Origin of the sequence: Microcystis sp. LE19-131.1A (assembly GCF_027532015.1) — a bacterium.
Taxonomy (GTDB): domain Bacteria; phylum Cyanobacteriota; class Cyanobacteriia; order Cyanobacteriales; family Microcystaceae; genus Microcystis; species Microcystis ichthyoblabe_A.
On the sequence record NZ_JAPZSS010000229.1, the window covers coordinates 1 to 14,541 of the forward strand.

Annotated in this window: 15 protein-coding genes and 1 pseudogene; 10 read left to right on the forward strand and 6 right to left on the reverse strand. The window is 42.4% G+C overall.

Features of this window, described 5'->3' with window-relative positions; all coding sequences use genetic code 11:
- Positions 1 to 70 precede the first annotated feature (70 nt).
- Complete coding sequence (locus tag O9323_RS16650) at positions 71 to 637, reverse strand: DUF4242 domain-containing protein (RefSeq protein WP_288125449.1); 567 nt, start codon at positions 635 to 637, stop codon at positions 71 to 73.
- A gap of 324 nt (positions 638 to 961) precedes the next feature.
- Here O9323_RS16650 and O9323_RS16655 point away from each other — a divergent pair, with 324 nt between their 5' ends.
- A complete protein-coding gene (locus O9323_RS16655) occupies positions 962 to 2,317 on the forward strand; it encodes a serine/threonine-protein kinase (protein ID WP_149106762.1) in 1,356 nt (451 codons plus the stop codon).
- On the opposite strand, the gene O9323_RS16660 is transcribed toward O9323_RS16655, so the two are convergent.
- Positions 2,309 to 3,748: an aminotransferase class I/II-fold pyridoxal phosphate-dependent enzyme gene (locus tag O9323_RS16660; protein WP_288125450.1), complete on the reverse strand. Its 1,440-nt coding sequence runs from the start codon at positions 3,746 to 3,748 to the stop codon at positions 2,309 to 2,311. The two genes, O9323_RS16655 and O9323_RS16660, sit on opposite strands and share 9 nt — an antisense overlap.
- Before the next feature lies 1 nt (position 3,749).
- On the opposite strand from O9323_RS16660, the gene O9323_RS16665 reads away from it, so the two are divergent.
- On the forward strand, positions 3,750 to 3,935 hold the full coding sequence (locus O9323_RS16665; protein ID WP_002746743.1) for a hypothetical protein: 186 nt from the start codon (positions 3,750 to 3,752) through the stop codon (positions 3,933 to 3,935).
- Here the strand turns inward: O9323_RS16665 and O9323_RS16670 are convergent.
- Together O9323_RS16670 and O9323_RS16675 are read right to left on the reverse strand one after the other, a co-directional pair.
- A pseudogene (locus tag O9323_RS16670) lies at positions 3,911 to 4,226 on the reverse strand (zinc ribbon domain-containing protein); the annotation flags it as partial. The gene O9323_RS16665 and the pseudogene O9323_RS16670 overlap by 25 nt on opposite strands.
- 14 nt (positions 4,227 to 4,240) lie before the next feature.
- Entirely contained in the window at positions 4,241 to 4,822 is a 582-nt protein-coding gene (locus O9323_RS16675; protein ID WP_002746740.1) for a hypothetical protein, read from the reverse strand.
- A gap of 205 nt (positions 4,823 to 5,027) precedes the next feature.
- Between O9323_RS16675 and pyrH the strand changes: the two genes are divergently transcribed.
- From pyrH to O9323_RS16715, 8 genes are all read left to right on the forward strand, one after another.
- Positions 5,028 to 5,750 carry a UMP kinase gene (pyrH, locus tag O9323_RS16680; protein ID WP_002732255.1) on the forward strand — a complete coding sequence of 241 codons (723 nt, stop codon included), beginning with the start codon at positions 5,028 to 5,030 and terminating at the stop codon, positions 5,748 to 5,750.
- Between the two features lie 13 nt (positions 5,751 to 5,763).
- Positions 5,764 to 6,285, forward strand: coding sequence for a ribosome recycling factor (gene frr, locus O9323_RS16685; RefSeq protein ID WP_228051199.1), 522 nt, complete (start codon positions 5,764 to 5,766; stop codon positions 6,283 to 6,285).
- A gap of 604 nt (positions 6,286 to 6,889) precedes the next feature.
- A complete protein-coding gene (locus O9323_RS16690; RefSeq protein ID WP_288125452.1) occupies positions 6,890 to 8,770 on the forward strand; it encodes a serine/threonine-protein kinase in 1,881 nt (626 codons plus the stop codon).
- A gap of 244 nt (positions 8,771 to 9,014) precedes the next feature.
- A complete protein-coding gene (locus O9323_RS16695) occupies positions 9,015 to 9,542 on the forward strand; it encodes a COP23 domain-containing protein (RefSeq protein ID WP_262382233.1) in 528 nt (175 codons plus the stop codon).
- A gap of 152 nt (positions 9,543 to 9,694) precedes the next feature.
- The gene (locus tag O9323_RS16700) at positions 9,695 to 10,402 is read left to right on the forward strand and encodes a S1 family peptidase (RefSeq protein ID WP_262382234.1); all 708 of its coding nucleotides are present in this window, start codon (positions 9,695 to 9,697) and stop codon (positions 10,400 to 10,402) included.
- A 30-nt stretch (positions 10,403 to 10,432) separates the two neighbouring features.
- Positions 10,433 to 11,656, forward strand: coding sequence for a GUN4 domain-containing protein (locus O9323_RS16705; protein ID WP_353851598.1), 1,224 nt, complete (start codon positions 10,433 to 10,435; stop codon positions 11,654 to 11,656).
- A 2-nt stretch (positions 11,657 to 11,658) separates the two neighbouring features.
- Positions 11,659 to 12,321 (forward strand): hypothetical protein, encoded by a 663-nt coding sequence (locus O9323_RS16710; RefSeq protein WP_288125454.1) that lies wholly within the window; start codon positions 11,659 to 11,661, stop codon positions 12,319 to 12,321.
- A gap of 245 nt (positions 12,322 to 12,566) precedes the next feature.
- Positions 12,567 to 13,073, forward strand: a complete 507-nt coding sequence (locus O9323_RS16715) for a pentapeptide repeat-containing protein (protein WP_002753839.1) — start codon at positions 12,567 to 12,569, stop codon at positions 13,071 to 13,073.
- A gap of 116 nt (positions 13,074 to 13,189) precedes the next feature.
- On the opposite strand, the gene O9323_RS16720 is transcribed toward O9323_RS16715, so the two are convergent.
- Both O9323_RS16720 and O9323_RS16725 read right to left on the reverse strand, forming a co-directional pair.
- Positions 13,190 to 13,489: a DUF4282 domain-containing protein gene (locus tag O9323_RS16720; protein WP_002746713.1), complete on the reverse strand. Its 300-nt coding sequence runs from the start codon at positions 13,487 to 13,489 to the stop codon at positions 13,190 to 13,192.
- A 413-nt stretch (positions 13,490 to 13,902) separates the two neighbouring features.
- On the reverse strand, positions 13,903 to 14,310 hold the full coding sequence (locus O9323_RS16725) for a hypothetical protein (RefSeq protein WP_223210831.1): 408 nt from the start codon (positions 14,308 to 14,310) through the stop codon (positions 13,903 to 13,905).
- Positions 14,311 to 14,541: the final 231 nt, after the last annotated feature.

Sequence of the window (14,541 nt, forward strand, 5' to 3'; positions counted from 1 at the left end):
ATTCTAGCAAAGGGAGAGAATTCTTGTCCATTAAGAAATGTTACAAATTACATGGGTACATTAAGAAAAGTTAAGGGGGTGCATCCATTGATGGATAAGGGTTTTCAGCTATTGTGGTATATATGTATGGGGGAAGTTCAGCTATAGGTGCGCCGACCACTTCTCTGGCTCTTTTTACCGCCGCTTCATCGGGACTATCGTAGAAACAGAGACATTTACTCAAGTCTTCGCAAACATAGGTACGCTCGAAACTGACTTCCGGCACTTGAGCATAAAGGGGGGTTTTCTCCGCTTTTCGTTGCAGGTAAGTTTCCATCGTTAGCCCCGGGGGTAAATTCCACTGTACTAGATAGTTGGCTTTGTCTTTGCGCTCTCGCACAGTGGCTAAGTCCTGCCCAATCAAGCGCATTTCCTTGATTAGTTGCCAACTTAGCCCAGCGTTTTCTAGTACTTGTTCGAGGGAGGCGCGATCAATCGCTTTGATAATCAGGAATAACCGCCCCTCTGTTTCACCGATTAGGGCTTCGATTAACTCTCCCTGGGATTTTGATGCGACTGTGGCAATGCGCTCCAATATCTCGCTCACCTCTTCTTTTGTCCTTTCTTGTCGATCATCCTCTACTAGATATAGAGTCATAATTCATCTGAAATACATTTACGATACATTTGAGTTTACTGCCTTTGGGAAAAAAAAGCAATATTTTCAAGCGCATCAAAACGCCGCGGCCAGAACCCTTGCCTTGGCTGATATGCGTGACCCGATTGATAACCGCCCTTATCTGGCTGAATTTTTTTCGGCCAAAGACTTGACAAACTCTAAAATTTTTGCTAACCTTGTAGTAGAATGGGAATCCGTGTCGGCCTACGAACCCTCTTTTTAAATCTTTCTCAAGAATAAAAATTTTAACCCGAATTGCCGGTAGTAGCTAAACTAAGAGCAGTACCACGGGAAACGGTGATTATGGAAGTTATTTGCACGCGTCCCCACTGTCCGAGACCGCGTAATCAGTGCCTAGACCTAGACGATAGCAATCGCTTAACCTCGATCGAGCAGAAATATTGTATTACTTGCGGGATGCCATTAATTTTGGGGGGACGTTATTTACCAGAACGTCTATTGGGACAAGGGGGATTTGGGGCGGCATTTTTAGCAGTAGATCGTTATAGTCCCAAAAAAGCTAAATGTGTAATCAAACAATTTCAACCCTCTGGTAATTTAAGTCCCCAAGCTTTAGAAAAAGCGAAAAACTTATTTTTTCAAGAAGCGCACGTTTTAGAAGATTTAGGACGAGAACATCCCCAAATCCCCGATCTCTATGCTTTTTTCCCTTTAACAGTCAAGAATCAATTAACGGGAGAAGAAGAGCAATTTTTCTATCTGGCCCAGGAATATATCGATGGTAAAAACCTAGAAGAAATTCTCCAACAGCAACAAAAACCCTTTCAAGAAAGTGAAGTTAAAAACATTCTCAAAGAATTACTTCTTATCCTCAAATTTATCCATGAAAATGGTTCCATTCACCGGGATATAAAACCATCTAACATCATGCGATCCCAAAATGGCCGTCTCTATTTACTCGATTTTGGGGCAGTAAAACAGGCGACTAATAACCCTAGTAATACACAAGAGAAATCCACAACAATTTATTCAGCCGGATTTGCTCCTCCCGAACAACAATTAGGCAATCAGGTATCGGCATCCACAGATTTATATGCCCTAGCAGCTACCTGTGTTATACTCTTAACTAATCGCGATCCTGACGAGCTATACGATCCGCAAAAACAGATCTGGAATTGGCAAAATTATGCCCCTAATATCAGTGCAGATTTAGCCCAAGTATTCAATAAAATGTTACTAGCAAATCCCCGGGATAGATTTCAATCCTGTGAAGAAGTTTTAACCGCTTTAAATCCTCCTCCCCCATCTCCTCCACCCTCTCCAATTCCCCCAGCTTCTCCGGTGATGAGAAAAACTTCCCGCTTTTCTCTTGGGGAAACTTTCGCTAATGCTGCCTTTACAGGATTTGAGGGGACATTATTAGTAATTGCCTTAAATAGTTTAGTTCCCTCGGCAGGAATTGTCATCGCCTTTATGATCTTAGGTGGCTTAGTTTTGGCATTATTTAAAAAAGTGATTGAAGGAAAAGATTTACCGATTCTAGCAGCAATTACCCTCGCCTTCCTGTTAATTCCGCAACTGCAAAACGGCCTAAGTTTTCCTGAAATTGCTATCATTGCCGTGATGGCAGCCATTGGAGCCATTGCTATTACTGCCTTTTTCCGGTTAGTATATCAGATAATTTTGCGATTATTTTAAAACCCTAAAAGTTGCCAAATTATCATCACTACCGCCGGTAATCGTGCCACCGAGGTCTAAAATAGTTTGCAGATAGTCGAGGACTTCCTGGGAAATTAACTCTCCCGGCATCAAAACGGGAATACCGGGGGGATAGGGACAGATAAGATCAGCACTAAGACGATCGAGGGCATTTTTCCGGGATACTATCTCTGTAGGGGCAAAAAAAGCCTTTCTAGGAGAAATAGCCAGATTTCCCGTGACTGGGGCAGGAGTCAGGGGTAAACTGGTAGAGGAAGGGGATTGAAGGGATTGAAAAGCAGTAATGAGGCGATTAATGTGTTCGCGATGATTGCCGATGGAGATAATAAAAGTAAGTTGGCTTAAAGTCGGTAATTCTGCCGTGACAGCGTATTTTTCTCGCAAAATATCGTCTATTTCGTAACCAGTTAAGCCAAAATCTTTGACAATTACCGTTAAACGAGTGCGATCGAACCAGTGACAACCCGGGATAGAATGGGGAAAGTCTAAAACAGAGATATTAGGAATTTTATCGAGTTCTTTTCGGGCAGTAGCGGCTAAATCGAGGGTTTTGGTCAGTAAATCTAGTCCTTGCGTCGCCATTTGCTTTCTAGCACTATCAAGGGAGGCGAGAAGTAGATAACTAGGGCTAGTGGTTTGAACTAATTGTAAGGCTCGATCGACTTTTTCGGAACTAATGCGATCACTTTTTAAGTGTAACATCGATGCTTGAGTTAAGGCCCCTAAAACCTTATGGGTGGACTGAATAGCCATATCGGCGCCGAGAGAGAGGGCAGCGGGAGGTAAATCGGGATGAAAGGCAAAATGGGCTCCGTGAGCCTCATCAACGAGCAGCGGGATGGAATAATGATTGGTAATCTGGGCGATAGTTTTTAAGTCACAGCAAACCCCTTGATAGGTGGGAGAGACTACCATTACCGCTTTTGCGTCGGGATGAAGTTTCAGGGCATTTGCGAGGGATTGGGGGGTTATATTTAAATTTAGATCGATAGTGGGATTATATTCGGGATTGATAAAGATAGGCTGCGCTCCGGAGAGAATTAAGCCCGAAATTGCCGATTTATGAATATTTCTCGCTAAAATAATTTTATCTCCCTCGCCGCAAGTGGCTAAAATCGCCGCAATAATGCCACAACTGGAACCATTGACTAAAAACCAGCTTTTATCTGCCCCAAATGTCTCGGCTGCTAAAATTTGCGCTTCTTTAATCACTCCCGTCGGGGCAAACAAATTATCCAGGTCGGGTAATTCGGGTAAATCGGCTTTAAAGACGCTTTTTCCTAGTAAATTACTTAAATCTTCCCCGATTCCTTCCCCCTGCTTATGCCCTGGCGCATAAAATGGTACATCTAAACTATTGACTTTTTTTTGCAGTTGTGATAACAACGGAGCAGATTCTGGCGAAGGCATTTTGGAAAGGAATTATGAATTATGGCTCTCTTGGATTTGGTGGGTAAAATGTATTCTAAGATACATTCCTCCTAGCGAGGGGGTGGAAGGAACCACTCCAGACACAGAGGACACAAAGATTGATCGCTTTTCTAGTAAGTTAAACTGGTCGCAACGCGCTCGCTACGCGAGATCACACAAAGAATAAGAGAGCCGGAAAACTTCGTACCTCACTATTAAGATAACTGCTCTAACATCTCTATCGTGCAAAGTCCCATAAAAAAGAAGTTCCCACCCACGGACATTTAAGGCTTTTTGGCCCCTATATCTGGGCAACGGTCAGACTTTCATCGAGAAATTAAGCGAAAATCCCGACCATACTAAGCGGATTTAGCCGATAGCATATCTCGAAAAGAACGCCATCCTAAGTCTGATATAGCACGGGATAGCTTACGGTTTTAACCATTCCTGATGTGTTGAAATCTTCTAAAACTATCGTAGTGAAAAAGCTAATTAGGCAAGGGATTCTCCCACTTCTAAGAGGGGACAAAAGGGAAAATAGGGAGAAACCGTCCAACGATAGAATTTTTTGCTGCTGGTGGACTGAAGATTAAAACGCAGGGAAACAAAGGGGAAAAAGGGAGATACGGAACAATTCCAACTGAAAGCCGGCTTAGAACTGCTATTATCGTCTTGCAAAGACCAAGCAGGGTATTGAAAAACCTCCCGGACGAGGGATTTTCCTTCATCGCTAACTTGGGCGCAGCTGCGACTAATGCCCGAAACCAAACAGAGACTATTACTGACACAATTATCATTAGAAGCCACGATCAGGAGATCTTCCCCAGTGGTGGTTAGTTCAAAAGCGATAAAATCTCCACCTTGCCAACGACTAAGGACTTGTCCCTGGGCATTCTGGTAGATAGCGCTGCAGTTTTCGGGATCGAGAAGACGATTACTATCGGGATCTAAGTAACCGCAAACCTTGCCCATCAGACGAGTTCCATCCTGAAACCCATAGACCCAATCAAAGGTATCGATGTTAGCGGCCTTTTGATTGTTTTTGTTAACCAATAGTAATCGATCGCTGACCACGGTTATTAATTCTCTATAAAACTAAGCTTCCCTTAATAACAAAGGTATCACTAAATACTAATTTCCCAACGAAAAGATTTATTAATCTTAACTTGTTGGCCCTGGGGGAGAGTGGACTGGTCAACTTAAATCAAGGCCAAAACCTGCTATCTTATGGGGAGACAAAAATTATCTAGATCTTGTTTTAGCGAGTGGTAGTAAGGGCATGGCGTACAAGCGGGTATTATTAAAACTGAGTGGGGAGGCCCTGATGGGCAATCTCGGCTATGGGATCGACCCGATGGTGGTTTCCGCTATCGCTCAGGAAATCTCCGAAGTGGTTGACCAAGGCATCCAATTGGCGATCGTAGTCGGTGGGGGCAATATTTTTCGGGGGGTGAAAGCCGCCTCGGCTGGCATGGATCGGGCCACGGCCGATTATATTGGTATGATAGCAACAGTCATGAACGCCATGACCTTGCAGGATGCCCTAGAACGAGCGCAAGTACCGACCAGGGTATTAACGGCGATTGCGATGCAGGAATTAGCTGAACCCTACATCCGCCGGCGGGCCATCCGTCATCTGGAAAAAGGTCGGGTGGTGGTTTTCGGTGCGGGATCGGGTAATCCTTTCTTTACCACCGATACCACGGCAGCCCTACGCGCTGCCGAAATCGATGCGGAAGTGGTGTTTAAAGCGACGAAAGTGGATGGGGTTTATGATTCCGATCCCTCTCACAACCCTAACGCGCGACGCTTTCAAAGTCTCACCTACGGTCATGTGCTGACCCATGATCTGCGGGTGATGGACGGAACTGCGATCGCTCTGTGCAAGGAAAATAATATCCCGATAGTCGTTTTCGATCTGTCGGTAGCAGGTAATATTGTTCGCGCTGTCAAAGGTGAACCCGTTGGAACATTGGTAGGAGGATTCTGTGAAGTTAGCTGAAGTTCAAGACCATATGCAGAAAACCGTCGAATCAACCCAGAGAGGTTTTAATACGATTCGTACCGGCCGCGCAAATGCTTCTCTTTTAGATCGAATCGTGGTGGAGTATTATGGCATGGAAACTCCCCTCAAGTCCCTGGCCACTATTAGCACTCCCGACGCAACCACGATCGCTATTCAACCCTTCGATCGTACCAGTATGGGGGCGATCGAAAAGGCGATTTCTCTCTCGGACGTGGGTTTAACCCCCAGTAATGACGGTCAGACCATTCGTTTGAATATCCCTCCCCTCACTAGCGATCGCCGCAAGGAATTGGTCAAATTAGCGGCGAAATTGGCCGAAGAAGGAAAGGTAGCTGTCCGCAATATTCGTCGGGATGCGATCGATGCTATCCGTAAACAGGAAAAAAGTCACGAAATTTCTGAGGATGAATCCAGGGATTTACAGGATCAAGTCCAGAAATCCACCGATAAATTTATCGCCAAAATCGAGGATTTATTAACGACAAAAGAAAAAGATATCATGACCGTTTAAGTTTTTTTCTCCTAAGAAATAGAACAGGCTTTTTGTCTGTTCTATTTGGTTTTTTATCCCTAGGTAAAAGCTAGGGGGTAGTGGGGAGGTTTGGGGGTGAAGTCTTTCCGTATCGAGGCATCTCAGGTTATCAAAAATTCGAGTTTAAAACCCCCTAATTTTATGACGGGGTAAGTTGTTGACTATCTCATTAAAGTCTTAGATTGTAAAATCTACAGCAATTTTCTGTTACACCAAATCAGCTGAAGCGTTCCACATCCTTGCCTAAAATCTTTGATCGCTGCCAAAAAAGTTTTTGGCTAAGAAAAATCCTAATCAATGGGTTGACAGCAGGAGATAGGAGGGACTTTTTGATAGTTTTTGTTTTCTGGACTTAATTAAGTACGTAGGCGTTAAAAATTATCAAATGCCCCCCTTATCAAGGAGGGCAGGGGGGATCAAACCCAAAATCTATCTTCAATTTAATTATAACCAGCTACTTACCATTTTTGCTAATCTAACCAATAGCTCAAGGGCAGCGGGCAGCGAGGGTTGAAAAAAAATCACCCCCACGAAGTTTATCCATTTTAAAATAACAGCATTCCTATTAGAGAGTCGCTATTAAATGCTAAACAATCGCTATGAAATCTTGGAACAACTAGGTAGAGGCGGTTTTGGCGAAACTTTCCTCGCGATCGATACTCGTATGCCCTCCCGCCGTAAATGTGTAATCAAGCAACTAAAGCCGGATGATACAACTAACACAGCACCAACTCCCGGTTGGTTTGAAAAACGTTTCCAGGACGAAGCCGCCATTTTAGAAAAATTAGGGCAAAATCACCCACAAATTCCCCAACTTTACGACTACTTTTCAGAAGGGGAAAATTTCTTCTTCGTCCAAGAATGGATTGAAGGGATCACCCTCAGTCAAAAACACCAACGAGAAGGCAACCTCTCGGAAGCGGAAGTAGAAAAAATCTTGCGAGAACTCCTACCCGTCCTCGACTACATCCACGGCCGAGGAATCATCCACCGGGACATCAAACCCGACAATATCATCCTGCGGGCCAGCGACGGTAAACCGGTTCTCATTGATTTTGGTATTTTCAAAGAGGTGAACAATATCAATGGCGGCAATAAAACAGTCCCATTGGGAACTCCTGGCTACATGGCATCAGAACAAGCAGCTGGCCATCCAGTTCGCTCCAGCGACCTCTACAGCTTGGGTCTAACCGCAATTTTCCTGCTGACGGGCAAAACTCCTCAAGCTCTCACCAGCGACCCCAACACCGGTGAAATCCTCTGGCGAAAAGATGCGCCCCACCGACCCTCGAATTTAGCCGCCGTTATCGATCGCGCTGTCCGTTTCCACCCCCGTGATCGCTTCACCTCTGCTCAAGAAATGTTAACCGGCTTGCCCGTTTCTTCCCAACCGACTGTTTCTGTCAACCAATCTTCTACTACTACTTCCCCACCTCGACCTCTCCCACCATCGAGGTTTGAACGTTGGTTCTGGGTAATTTTTATTGTTATAACTGGTGGGTTTTCTTTTGGGTTTGGCCATCCAATAATAAAACCGTGGTTGGATTACTTGTTCCCAAATGAACCAACGGTTAAAGAACTTCCCTTGATTGAGCCGTCGAGCCAGATTAATTCTTTTGTACTAGACGAAGATGGTCAAACTTTGCTAGGTGGGGATGAGAAAGGGAACATCTACCTGTGGGACGTGGCAACTGGAAAACGGAAAAAAACCATAGCAGGACACGGAAAAGCTATTTTAGAGATCGCTATAAGTAATGATCAACAGATATTAGCCAGCAGCAGTGAAGATGGCACACTCAAGGTTTGGGATTTAAAAACGGGAAAAGAACATATTACCCTGCCAAACCAACGAGGTTTGATCGCCCTAGCCTTAAGTTCCGATGGCAATACACTGGTTACTGGTGGAAAAGATACAACAGTTAAACTCTGGAATCTGTCAACGGGAAATTTAATCGAGACGCTACCAGTGGAAAAAGAGGTGGTATCCCTTGCCATCAATCAAGACGCATCAATTATCGTCAGCGGACATTCGGGTGGTGACATCAGTTTTTGGCAAAAACAAGGCAGTAACCCATACGAACCACGCATTTTTCCCTCTATCAATCCATGGACAGCCCCCTCGGTTGCCGTCAGTGCCGATGGAACCACCGCCGCTAGTAGCAGTTGCCAAGAAAATATCAGAATTTGGAAAGATAGCGATTGGAAAGATTCTCCTCTCCAAGCAGGGTCATCCGCCGATATCTGTTTGATAGTTATCAGCGAAGATGGCAAGATAATTGCTGGCCGCAGTTCCGATGAAACCATTAGATTATGGAACCTAAACACCAAAAAGGAGATTTTTAGCTACTCCCCTTCCTCTCCCAAATCTTTCGATTCACCTAGAATGATTGCCCTCAGTGGAGATGGGCGTACCGTTGCCAGCAATTTTGACAAGAAAATCCAAGTTTGGCGGCCGAGTTTCTGAATTATCGGTGTCAAGATTATCCTGACCAGCTTTTATACTACATCTTGTTTAATAACGTCTTCAAGGCTGATGACTGATAGCTATAAGTAAGTGGGAAGCGGGGCGCAGGTTTTCAAAGCTCGATCAGGAGTTAATCGTATTATTAAAAGTTGATTTGGGATGAATCCCATGTTAGACTAGCGACTAAAACGAAAAAAAGAGGTCATTGAGAATGAAACACCGACAGCCATGCCAAATTCTGGCGATGTTATTCTTAACTGGTGCGGCCACTTTCAGTGTGCCAGAACCTAGCAAGTCCGCAGGAAAGGGACTGTTCTTCTGCGGCCAACTTCAGGGAAAGTGGAATACCTTTGTCAAACGCCCTAAAAGAAATATAGCGATAATTGAATGGACTTCTAACGACTTTGCCGAGTCAGGATGGGACAACAGGAAACGCTGCATCACGGTTTCTGATCGCTTTAATCAATATGCTCCTATGCTGACCAATGTTAAAACTTCAAATGTTAATGGCTATCCCGTCATCTGTGTTCCTAAAGTTAAGGGCGGCAGTTGTGCTAAAAACGAGGTATTATTCACTCTAAAAACAGGAGTAAACTCTGAAGAAGTTGCCCAAAAACTATTTAATATGAATCGCTATGGCAATCCTTCAAAATTCAGATTTACTGACCAGCCTTTTTCCTATGATTCAGAAGGAGAACTTAATATTAATGTCGAGACTTTTATTAACAATCTTGAAGAAATAATCGAAGCTTCAGAAAATGAGCCTCGCTAGGAGTAAGTTTGGCAGTGAACCAATCCCAATGTCAACTTTTACTAATAATGTTTCTGATCAGTAGTCCAGCCTTAAGGCTAGTGACTGATGCAGATAATAGCTACTTTGCTCCTCACATTATTCGGTCGGGATGCCCATCTTCTCGACCAATTTTGATCGATTCTTTATATAATAAGATTAAAGTTATCACCGTAAAAATATTATATGAATCAGAATTTATCGGTTCTGGAGTAATAATTTACTCCCAAAACAACAATTATAAAGTGATTACTAACGCCCATGTTCTCAAGGATAATCACTTTTCCTACAGCATTCAAACCTTTGACGGAAAGATTCATATTTCAGAAGTGGTAAAAACTGCAAATTTTGCTCGGAATGACCTAGCCTTACTACAATTTAAATCTCCCTGCTTTTATGTGGCTTCTCGCCTAGGTTCCTCCGCTAACCTAAAGAGAGGGCAATATGTGTTAGCGGCGGGTTTCCCTTTTTATTTGCAACCACAATTTACCTATCCAGCCAATGAGTCAATACAAAAAAAAGAAACAAAAGAAAGCACTCAGAGCCTAAACGACGAGTTTGATTTTACACCGGGTAAAATAGTTGCATTCTTAGAAAAACCGCTAGAAGGAGGATATCAAATCGGATATAATGGCGACTTTGAAAAGGGAATGAGCGGAGGTCCATTACTCAATAAAAAGGGAGAATTAGTCGGCATCAGCGGCAGACATCCCGTTTTGTGGGAAAACTCCGATAATTATGAAGATGGTTCTCAACCATCGCCGGATTTGCAGACTCTAATCAATAACTCAAGTTGGGCAATCCCCAGCGAACAAATTATTAAAGTAATATCTGATAAATAGATGAAAATATTAGCTACAATAAACTGGCTTATGGTTGGATTAATAGCGGTTTCGTTAACTCAGCAAGGCTTATTAGCTCTCTCCCAAAGAGAAGTTGAGGAAATCGCCAAACAAACTACAGTCAAAATAATTGGTCATAAACCAGGTACTGGAGCAATTGTTCAGAAACAAAAAGATACATCTAAAGGACGGCAAGGGTATTTATATACTGTCCTGACTAACTGCCATGTACTTCTTCTTGATTCAAATGATCGAAAATTCTGCAATCAAGAAAATAAGCTAACCAGCCAAGGGATGCTCAACTCTACTGGTTATCGCGTTGAAACTTCTGACAGACAACAATATATAAGTGAAATTTCCTCGGTAAAAATTCATCCGAATGCTGATTTAGCAATTCTCCAGTTTTTTAGTACAATAGAATACGAAACTGTCAGAATAGGTAATGCAGAACAGCTATCTGGCTCAAGTAAAGTTTATGTATTTGGCTGGGCAGTTCCTAGCAAAACTAGCCGAGACCGACGTGCGCGATTTTTGGGTCCAGGTAATATACTTGGTATTGACAGAAAAGCCGCAGGGGGATATCAAATTGCCCATAAACTCGAACTTGTACAGGGAATGAGTGGCGGTTCACTATTACACGAAAACGGCTGTTTGGTGGGAATTAATGGGGGAGGTGACAGAGACCCTAACACACAAGTTATAGAATTTTTATCCGTTCCTATTAATCTTTATGCAAGCTGGCAAAATATCCAAGTAGTGGACGACTGTCGAGCCACTCCGCTGCCCGATAATAATCGCTTTCAGACACTTCGCAGTCTTCTCGAACAGGGAAATTGGCAGCGGGCCGAAGCCGAAACGAAAAAACTAATGCTTCGAGGTACAGATCAAACCTACTTTAACGGAAACATCATCAACAATCTGTCCTGTTCTGACCTGAAGATTATTAATCGACTTTGGGTGCAATATTCCAGTGGACATTTTGGCTTTAGCGTTCAGGGAGAAATCTGGAGAGGCGTAAAAAATGACTATAAGCAATTTGAAGAGAGGGTAGGGTGGCGGCGTGGCTATGAAGGACCATTGACCAATCCCCCCAACTACAGTCTTGAAGCCAAAAAAGGTCACTTGCCATCCTATAAACTTCTTGCCGCTTCCGACTTCGGAACATTCCTTAACCGATTGGAAAAATGCGATGCTTTAAGTTTCATAGACTCAGGTATTATAGAGAATATAATCTCAAGCGAATCTGAACCCTAATTATGATGAATAACGGTTTCATTTCACCTCTGAAATTTCTCAGCCTAAGTTTCTGCCTAACTTGTCTGCCGTCAAATACCCAAGCGATAAATATTTACCCGCCAATTATCACCAGCAACCAACAACAACAGAATAAGCAAACGGAATCGCCGGAAGTTGGTTTGGAAATAATAGGAAGTCCCTCTCTCAACAGATTGGTGATTCCCATGTACCGATACACCGGTGAATGCCCAGGGTTTTCTAAAGGTATAGTAAAAGCAAGCTTTACCTCCACCGCCTTCCCTCCGAGTCGGGACAGAAGGGTTATTGTTAGAAATGTTAGCCGGGGAGTGGCGAGCGATCCTTTTCCCTTCACCGATCGAGATTATAGCCGGGGCAGAGGCTCCCAAATTACCGAGATAACCATCGGTTCAGGACACGATGGACAATTTCTAATCGTCAGACAGGGAGAAAACGATTTCGATTATACGATTAAGGAAAAAAACACAATAGTTGACCAGGGAACCTTCACAGCATACGTGGAAACAACAACCATTGTTGAAGAAAAGAATAAAGTACCAACAACAAAGCGTGTTTGCCCTGGTAATCGTGTCAGCTGTGATTGGAAGGATAAGTACGAAGTAACAGTCTATAAATGTCCATCTTATCCCGATGTTACAAGATAGGGTTCGCTCAATATAGGTAAAAGCCCTACTAAAAAAGGCTTTTATTTGATATGACTCAAAACCTTTGCGATTTCCCTAGAAATGAAAATCTCAAAGGTACTTTCGTTGGAATCAATAGGGTTAGTGGAGGATAAACTGCCCTCAGAAAATGCACTGAGGGATAGCATCCTTTTCGTCCGCATCGGGGAAATACTATGTTATAATTGCTTCTTAATTTGTTTGAAAAAAATTGAGGTAAAATAGCTATGAAACTTACTATCATCTTTTCAATAATCGTTCTATTTTCTATGAGTTTAGCAAGTTCTATCGGTGCTGAAAATATCGATCATGTGAAAAAATTTAAGCAAACAAAACAATGCCCCGGATGTGATTTAAGTGGTGCAGATTTGAGTGGATTAAATCTAAGACACGCTAATCTACAAGGCGCTGATTTAAGTGGTGCTAGTCTTGGTGGTTCTGATTTAACAAAAGCCAATTTAAGTGGCGCAATTTTGACGGGAGCTAACTTGAATAGTACCAAATTAATAGGAGCAAATTTATCAAATGCTAGACTTAATAGCGTTCGTATGTGGGTGACACAATTAATGGATGCTAATTTAAAAGGAGCAAGTTTGATAAATGCTTTTATAGGTCAGTCTAATTTTACAGGGGCGGATGTGACAGGTGCTAATTTTAATGGTGTACAAAGCTGTGATGGTGATCATAATTACATAGCACCAGATGGAAGCAGAAGCAACGCATGGTGTAAATAAATAAAAATGAACCACTCTACGCTGCTACACGATCAAGTGGAGTAGTTCATTTAAGGGTTAATGATTTGGCATGACCTTAACTTGTTTTCAGAAGTTTGTGATGAAAAACTCCAGACTTACGGAAGCCGTTTGAAGTGTTCAACAAGCTCTGAAGTATTTTCAGCAGTTTTTAGTGAGGCCACAAATCCCTCTAAAACAATGCGAAAGCTAATCAGGAGTGATAGGAATAAAACTGGGGACAAGAGAAAAGCCAGTAAACCTTGACCCGGACCTGCTTGAAATCCATTTATCAAAGATGTTAAAGAAATTAGGAAGATAAAAATTCCCCCTACTCCGTAAATTAAACCAATAATTCTAATTCCAATAAATTTGGAAAAGGAAAGGTCGAATAATAAACTGAAAAAATTACTCGGCATTTAACTTGCTCCTCTCTTAATAAACGGCAATTTTTTGAAGTCTGAGTAACGAACTGTGAAAAGTTTCGGCATATCAGCCTATTTGGGCGCGATCGCAGAATTTTTCGTATATCACACCCAGAAGCTTGAAGTAGATTTATGACAATAGGCTGAAATAAAAGAAACTTTCTGGAAGTCTAGCGACGATTCTTTGATCTGACTGCATTTTTTGACAAAAGTTTACAATTATTCAACGTACTTAATTGTCGGGTACTTCTGTAAAGATTATCATTCATACTGCACTTGTCGCGTTTTGTTTCCATCTAAATCAACAAGAATCTAAGGGTAATATCAAGACTTATTGAACTGTTTAGTTAGTACACAGCCCCAAAGCAAGCTGTGAGCTGGTGATAATTTTTGGAGATGTCTAATAACTAGCAGCAACAATCATCATATCCCCAAGGAAAACCTTCACCATAATTCCTATTATCCTCACTCAAACATTTAAAAACTCTAACATTTCCATCTTGAAGAAGACCGACTTCTGGTCCCCATTCATATCCTAGCCAAAACTTAATCAATACAACATCCGAACAGGAAAGTATGATGTCTTGACTGATTGATTCCATAAATTTGGGGGAATTGCCAACATTGTTTAATCCTGGTTCACCGACTGTTATGTTTACTATCTTATTTCTGGTTGCTTTCCAAGGATTGTTTCGTCCATTATATTGAATCCACGTGGATTCATTTGATGAATTTAGAGTCTCTATACTAAATTCAGATGGTGTTTTTCCACCATTAGCATCTTGTTGCCAACTCCATGCCTTAGCTTTCTTCAATTTAGCTTGCGTTCTATCTAAGGAAGCTTGACACTTAGCAGAAACCTGACAGGGGGACAAGCAAGCTGAAAAGCTTATGTAGCATAAAATACAGACACAGACTCCAAAAAAAGATAAGTCATATTTACCATATATGACCTAAATAACGAAAATGATAAGTGAACTATACCAGAAAGTGTTAAAAAATGAACTGGGACGAGCCAGATATCTACTGTTGTTAATGATAGTTGG

What these genes read in the sequence shown, in the direction of transcription:
- O9323_RS16650 (WP_288125449.1), bottom strand. Translation starts at nt 637, where the DNA reads ATGACTCTATATCTAGTAGAGGATGATCGACAAGAAAGGACAAAAGAA.
- O9323_RS16655 (WP_149106762.1), top strand. Translation starts at nt 962, where the DNA reads ATGGAAGTTATTTGCACGCGTCCCCACTGTCCGAGACCGCGTAATCAG.
- O9323_RS16660 (WP_288125450.1), bottom strand. Translation starts at nt 3,748, where the DNA reads ATGCCTTCGCCAGAATCTGCTCCGTTGTTATCACAACTGCAAAAAAAA.
- pyrH (WP_002732255.1), top strand. Translation starts at nt 5,028, where the DNA reads ATGGCGTACAAGCGGGTATTATTAAAACTGAGTGGGGAGGCCCTGATG.
- frr (WP_228051199.1), top strand. Translation starts at nt 5,764, where the DNA reads ATGCAGAAAACCGTCGAATCAACCCAGAGAGGTTTTAATACGATTCGT.
- O9323_RS16690 (WP_288125452.1), top strand. Translation starts at nt 6,890, where the DNA reads ATGCTAAACAATCGCTATGAAATCTTGGAACAACTAGGTAGAGGCGGT.
- O9323_RS16695 (WP_262382233.1), top strand. Translation starts at nt 9,015, where the DNA reads ATGTTATTCTTAACTGGTGCGGCCACTTTCAGTGTGCCAGAACCTAGC.
- O9323_RS16705 (WP_353851598.1), top strand. Translation starts at nt 10,433, where the DNA reads ATGGTTGGATTAATAGCGGTTTCGTTAACTCAGCAAGGCTTATTAGCT.
- O9323_RS16710 (WP_288125454.1), top strand. Translation starts at nt 11,659, where the DNA reads ATGATGAATAACGGTTTCATTTCACCTCTGAAATTTCTCAGCCTAAGT.
- O9323_RS16715 (WP_002753839.1), top strand. Translation starts at nt 12,567, where the DNA reads ATGAAACTTACTATCATCTTTTCAATAATCGTTCTATTTTCTATGAGT.
- O9323_RS16720 (WP_002746713.1), bottom strand. Translation starts at nt 13,489, where the DNA reads ATGCCGAGTAATTTTTTCAGTTTATTATTCGACCTTTCCTTTTCCAAA.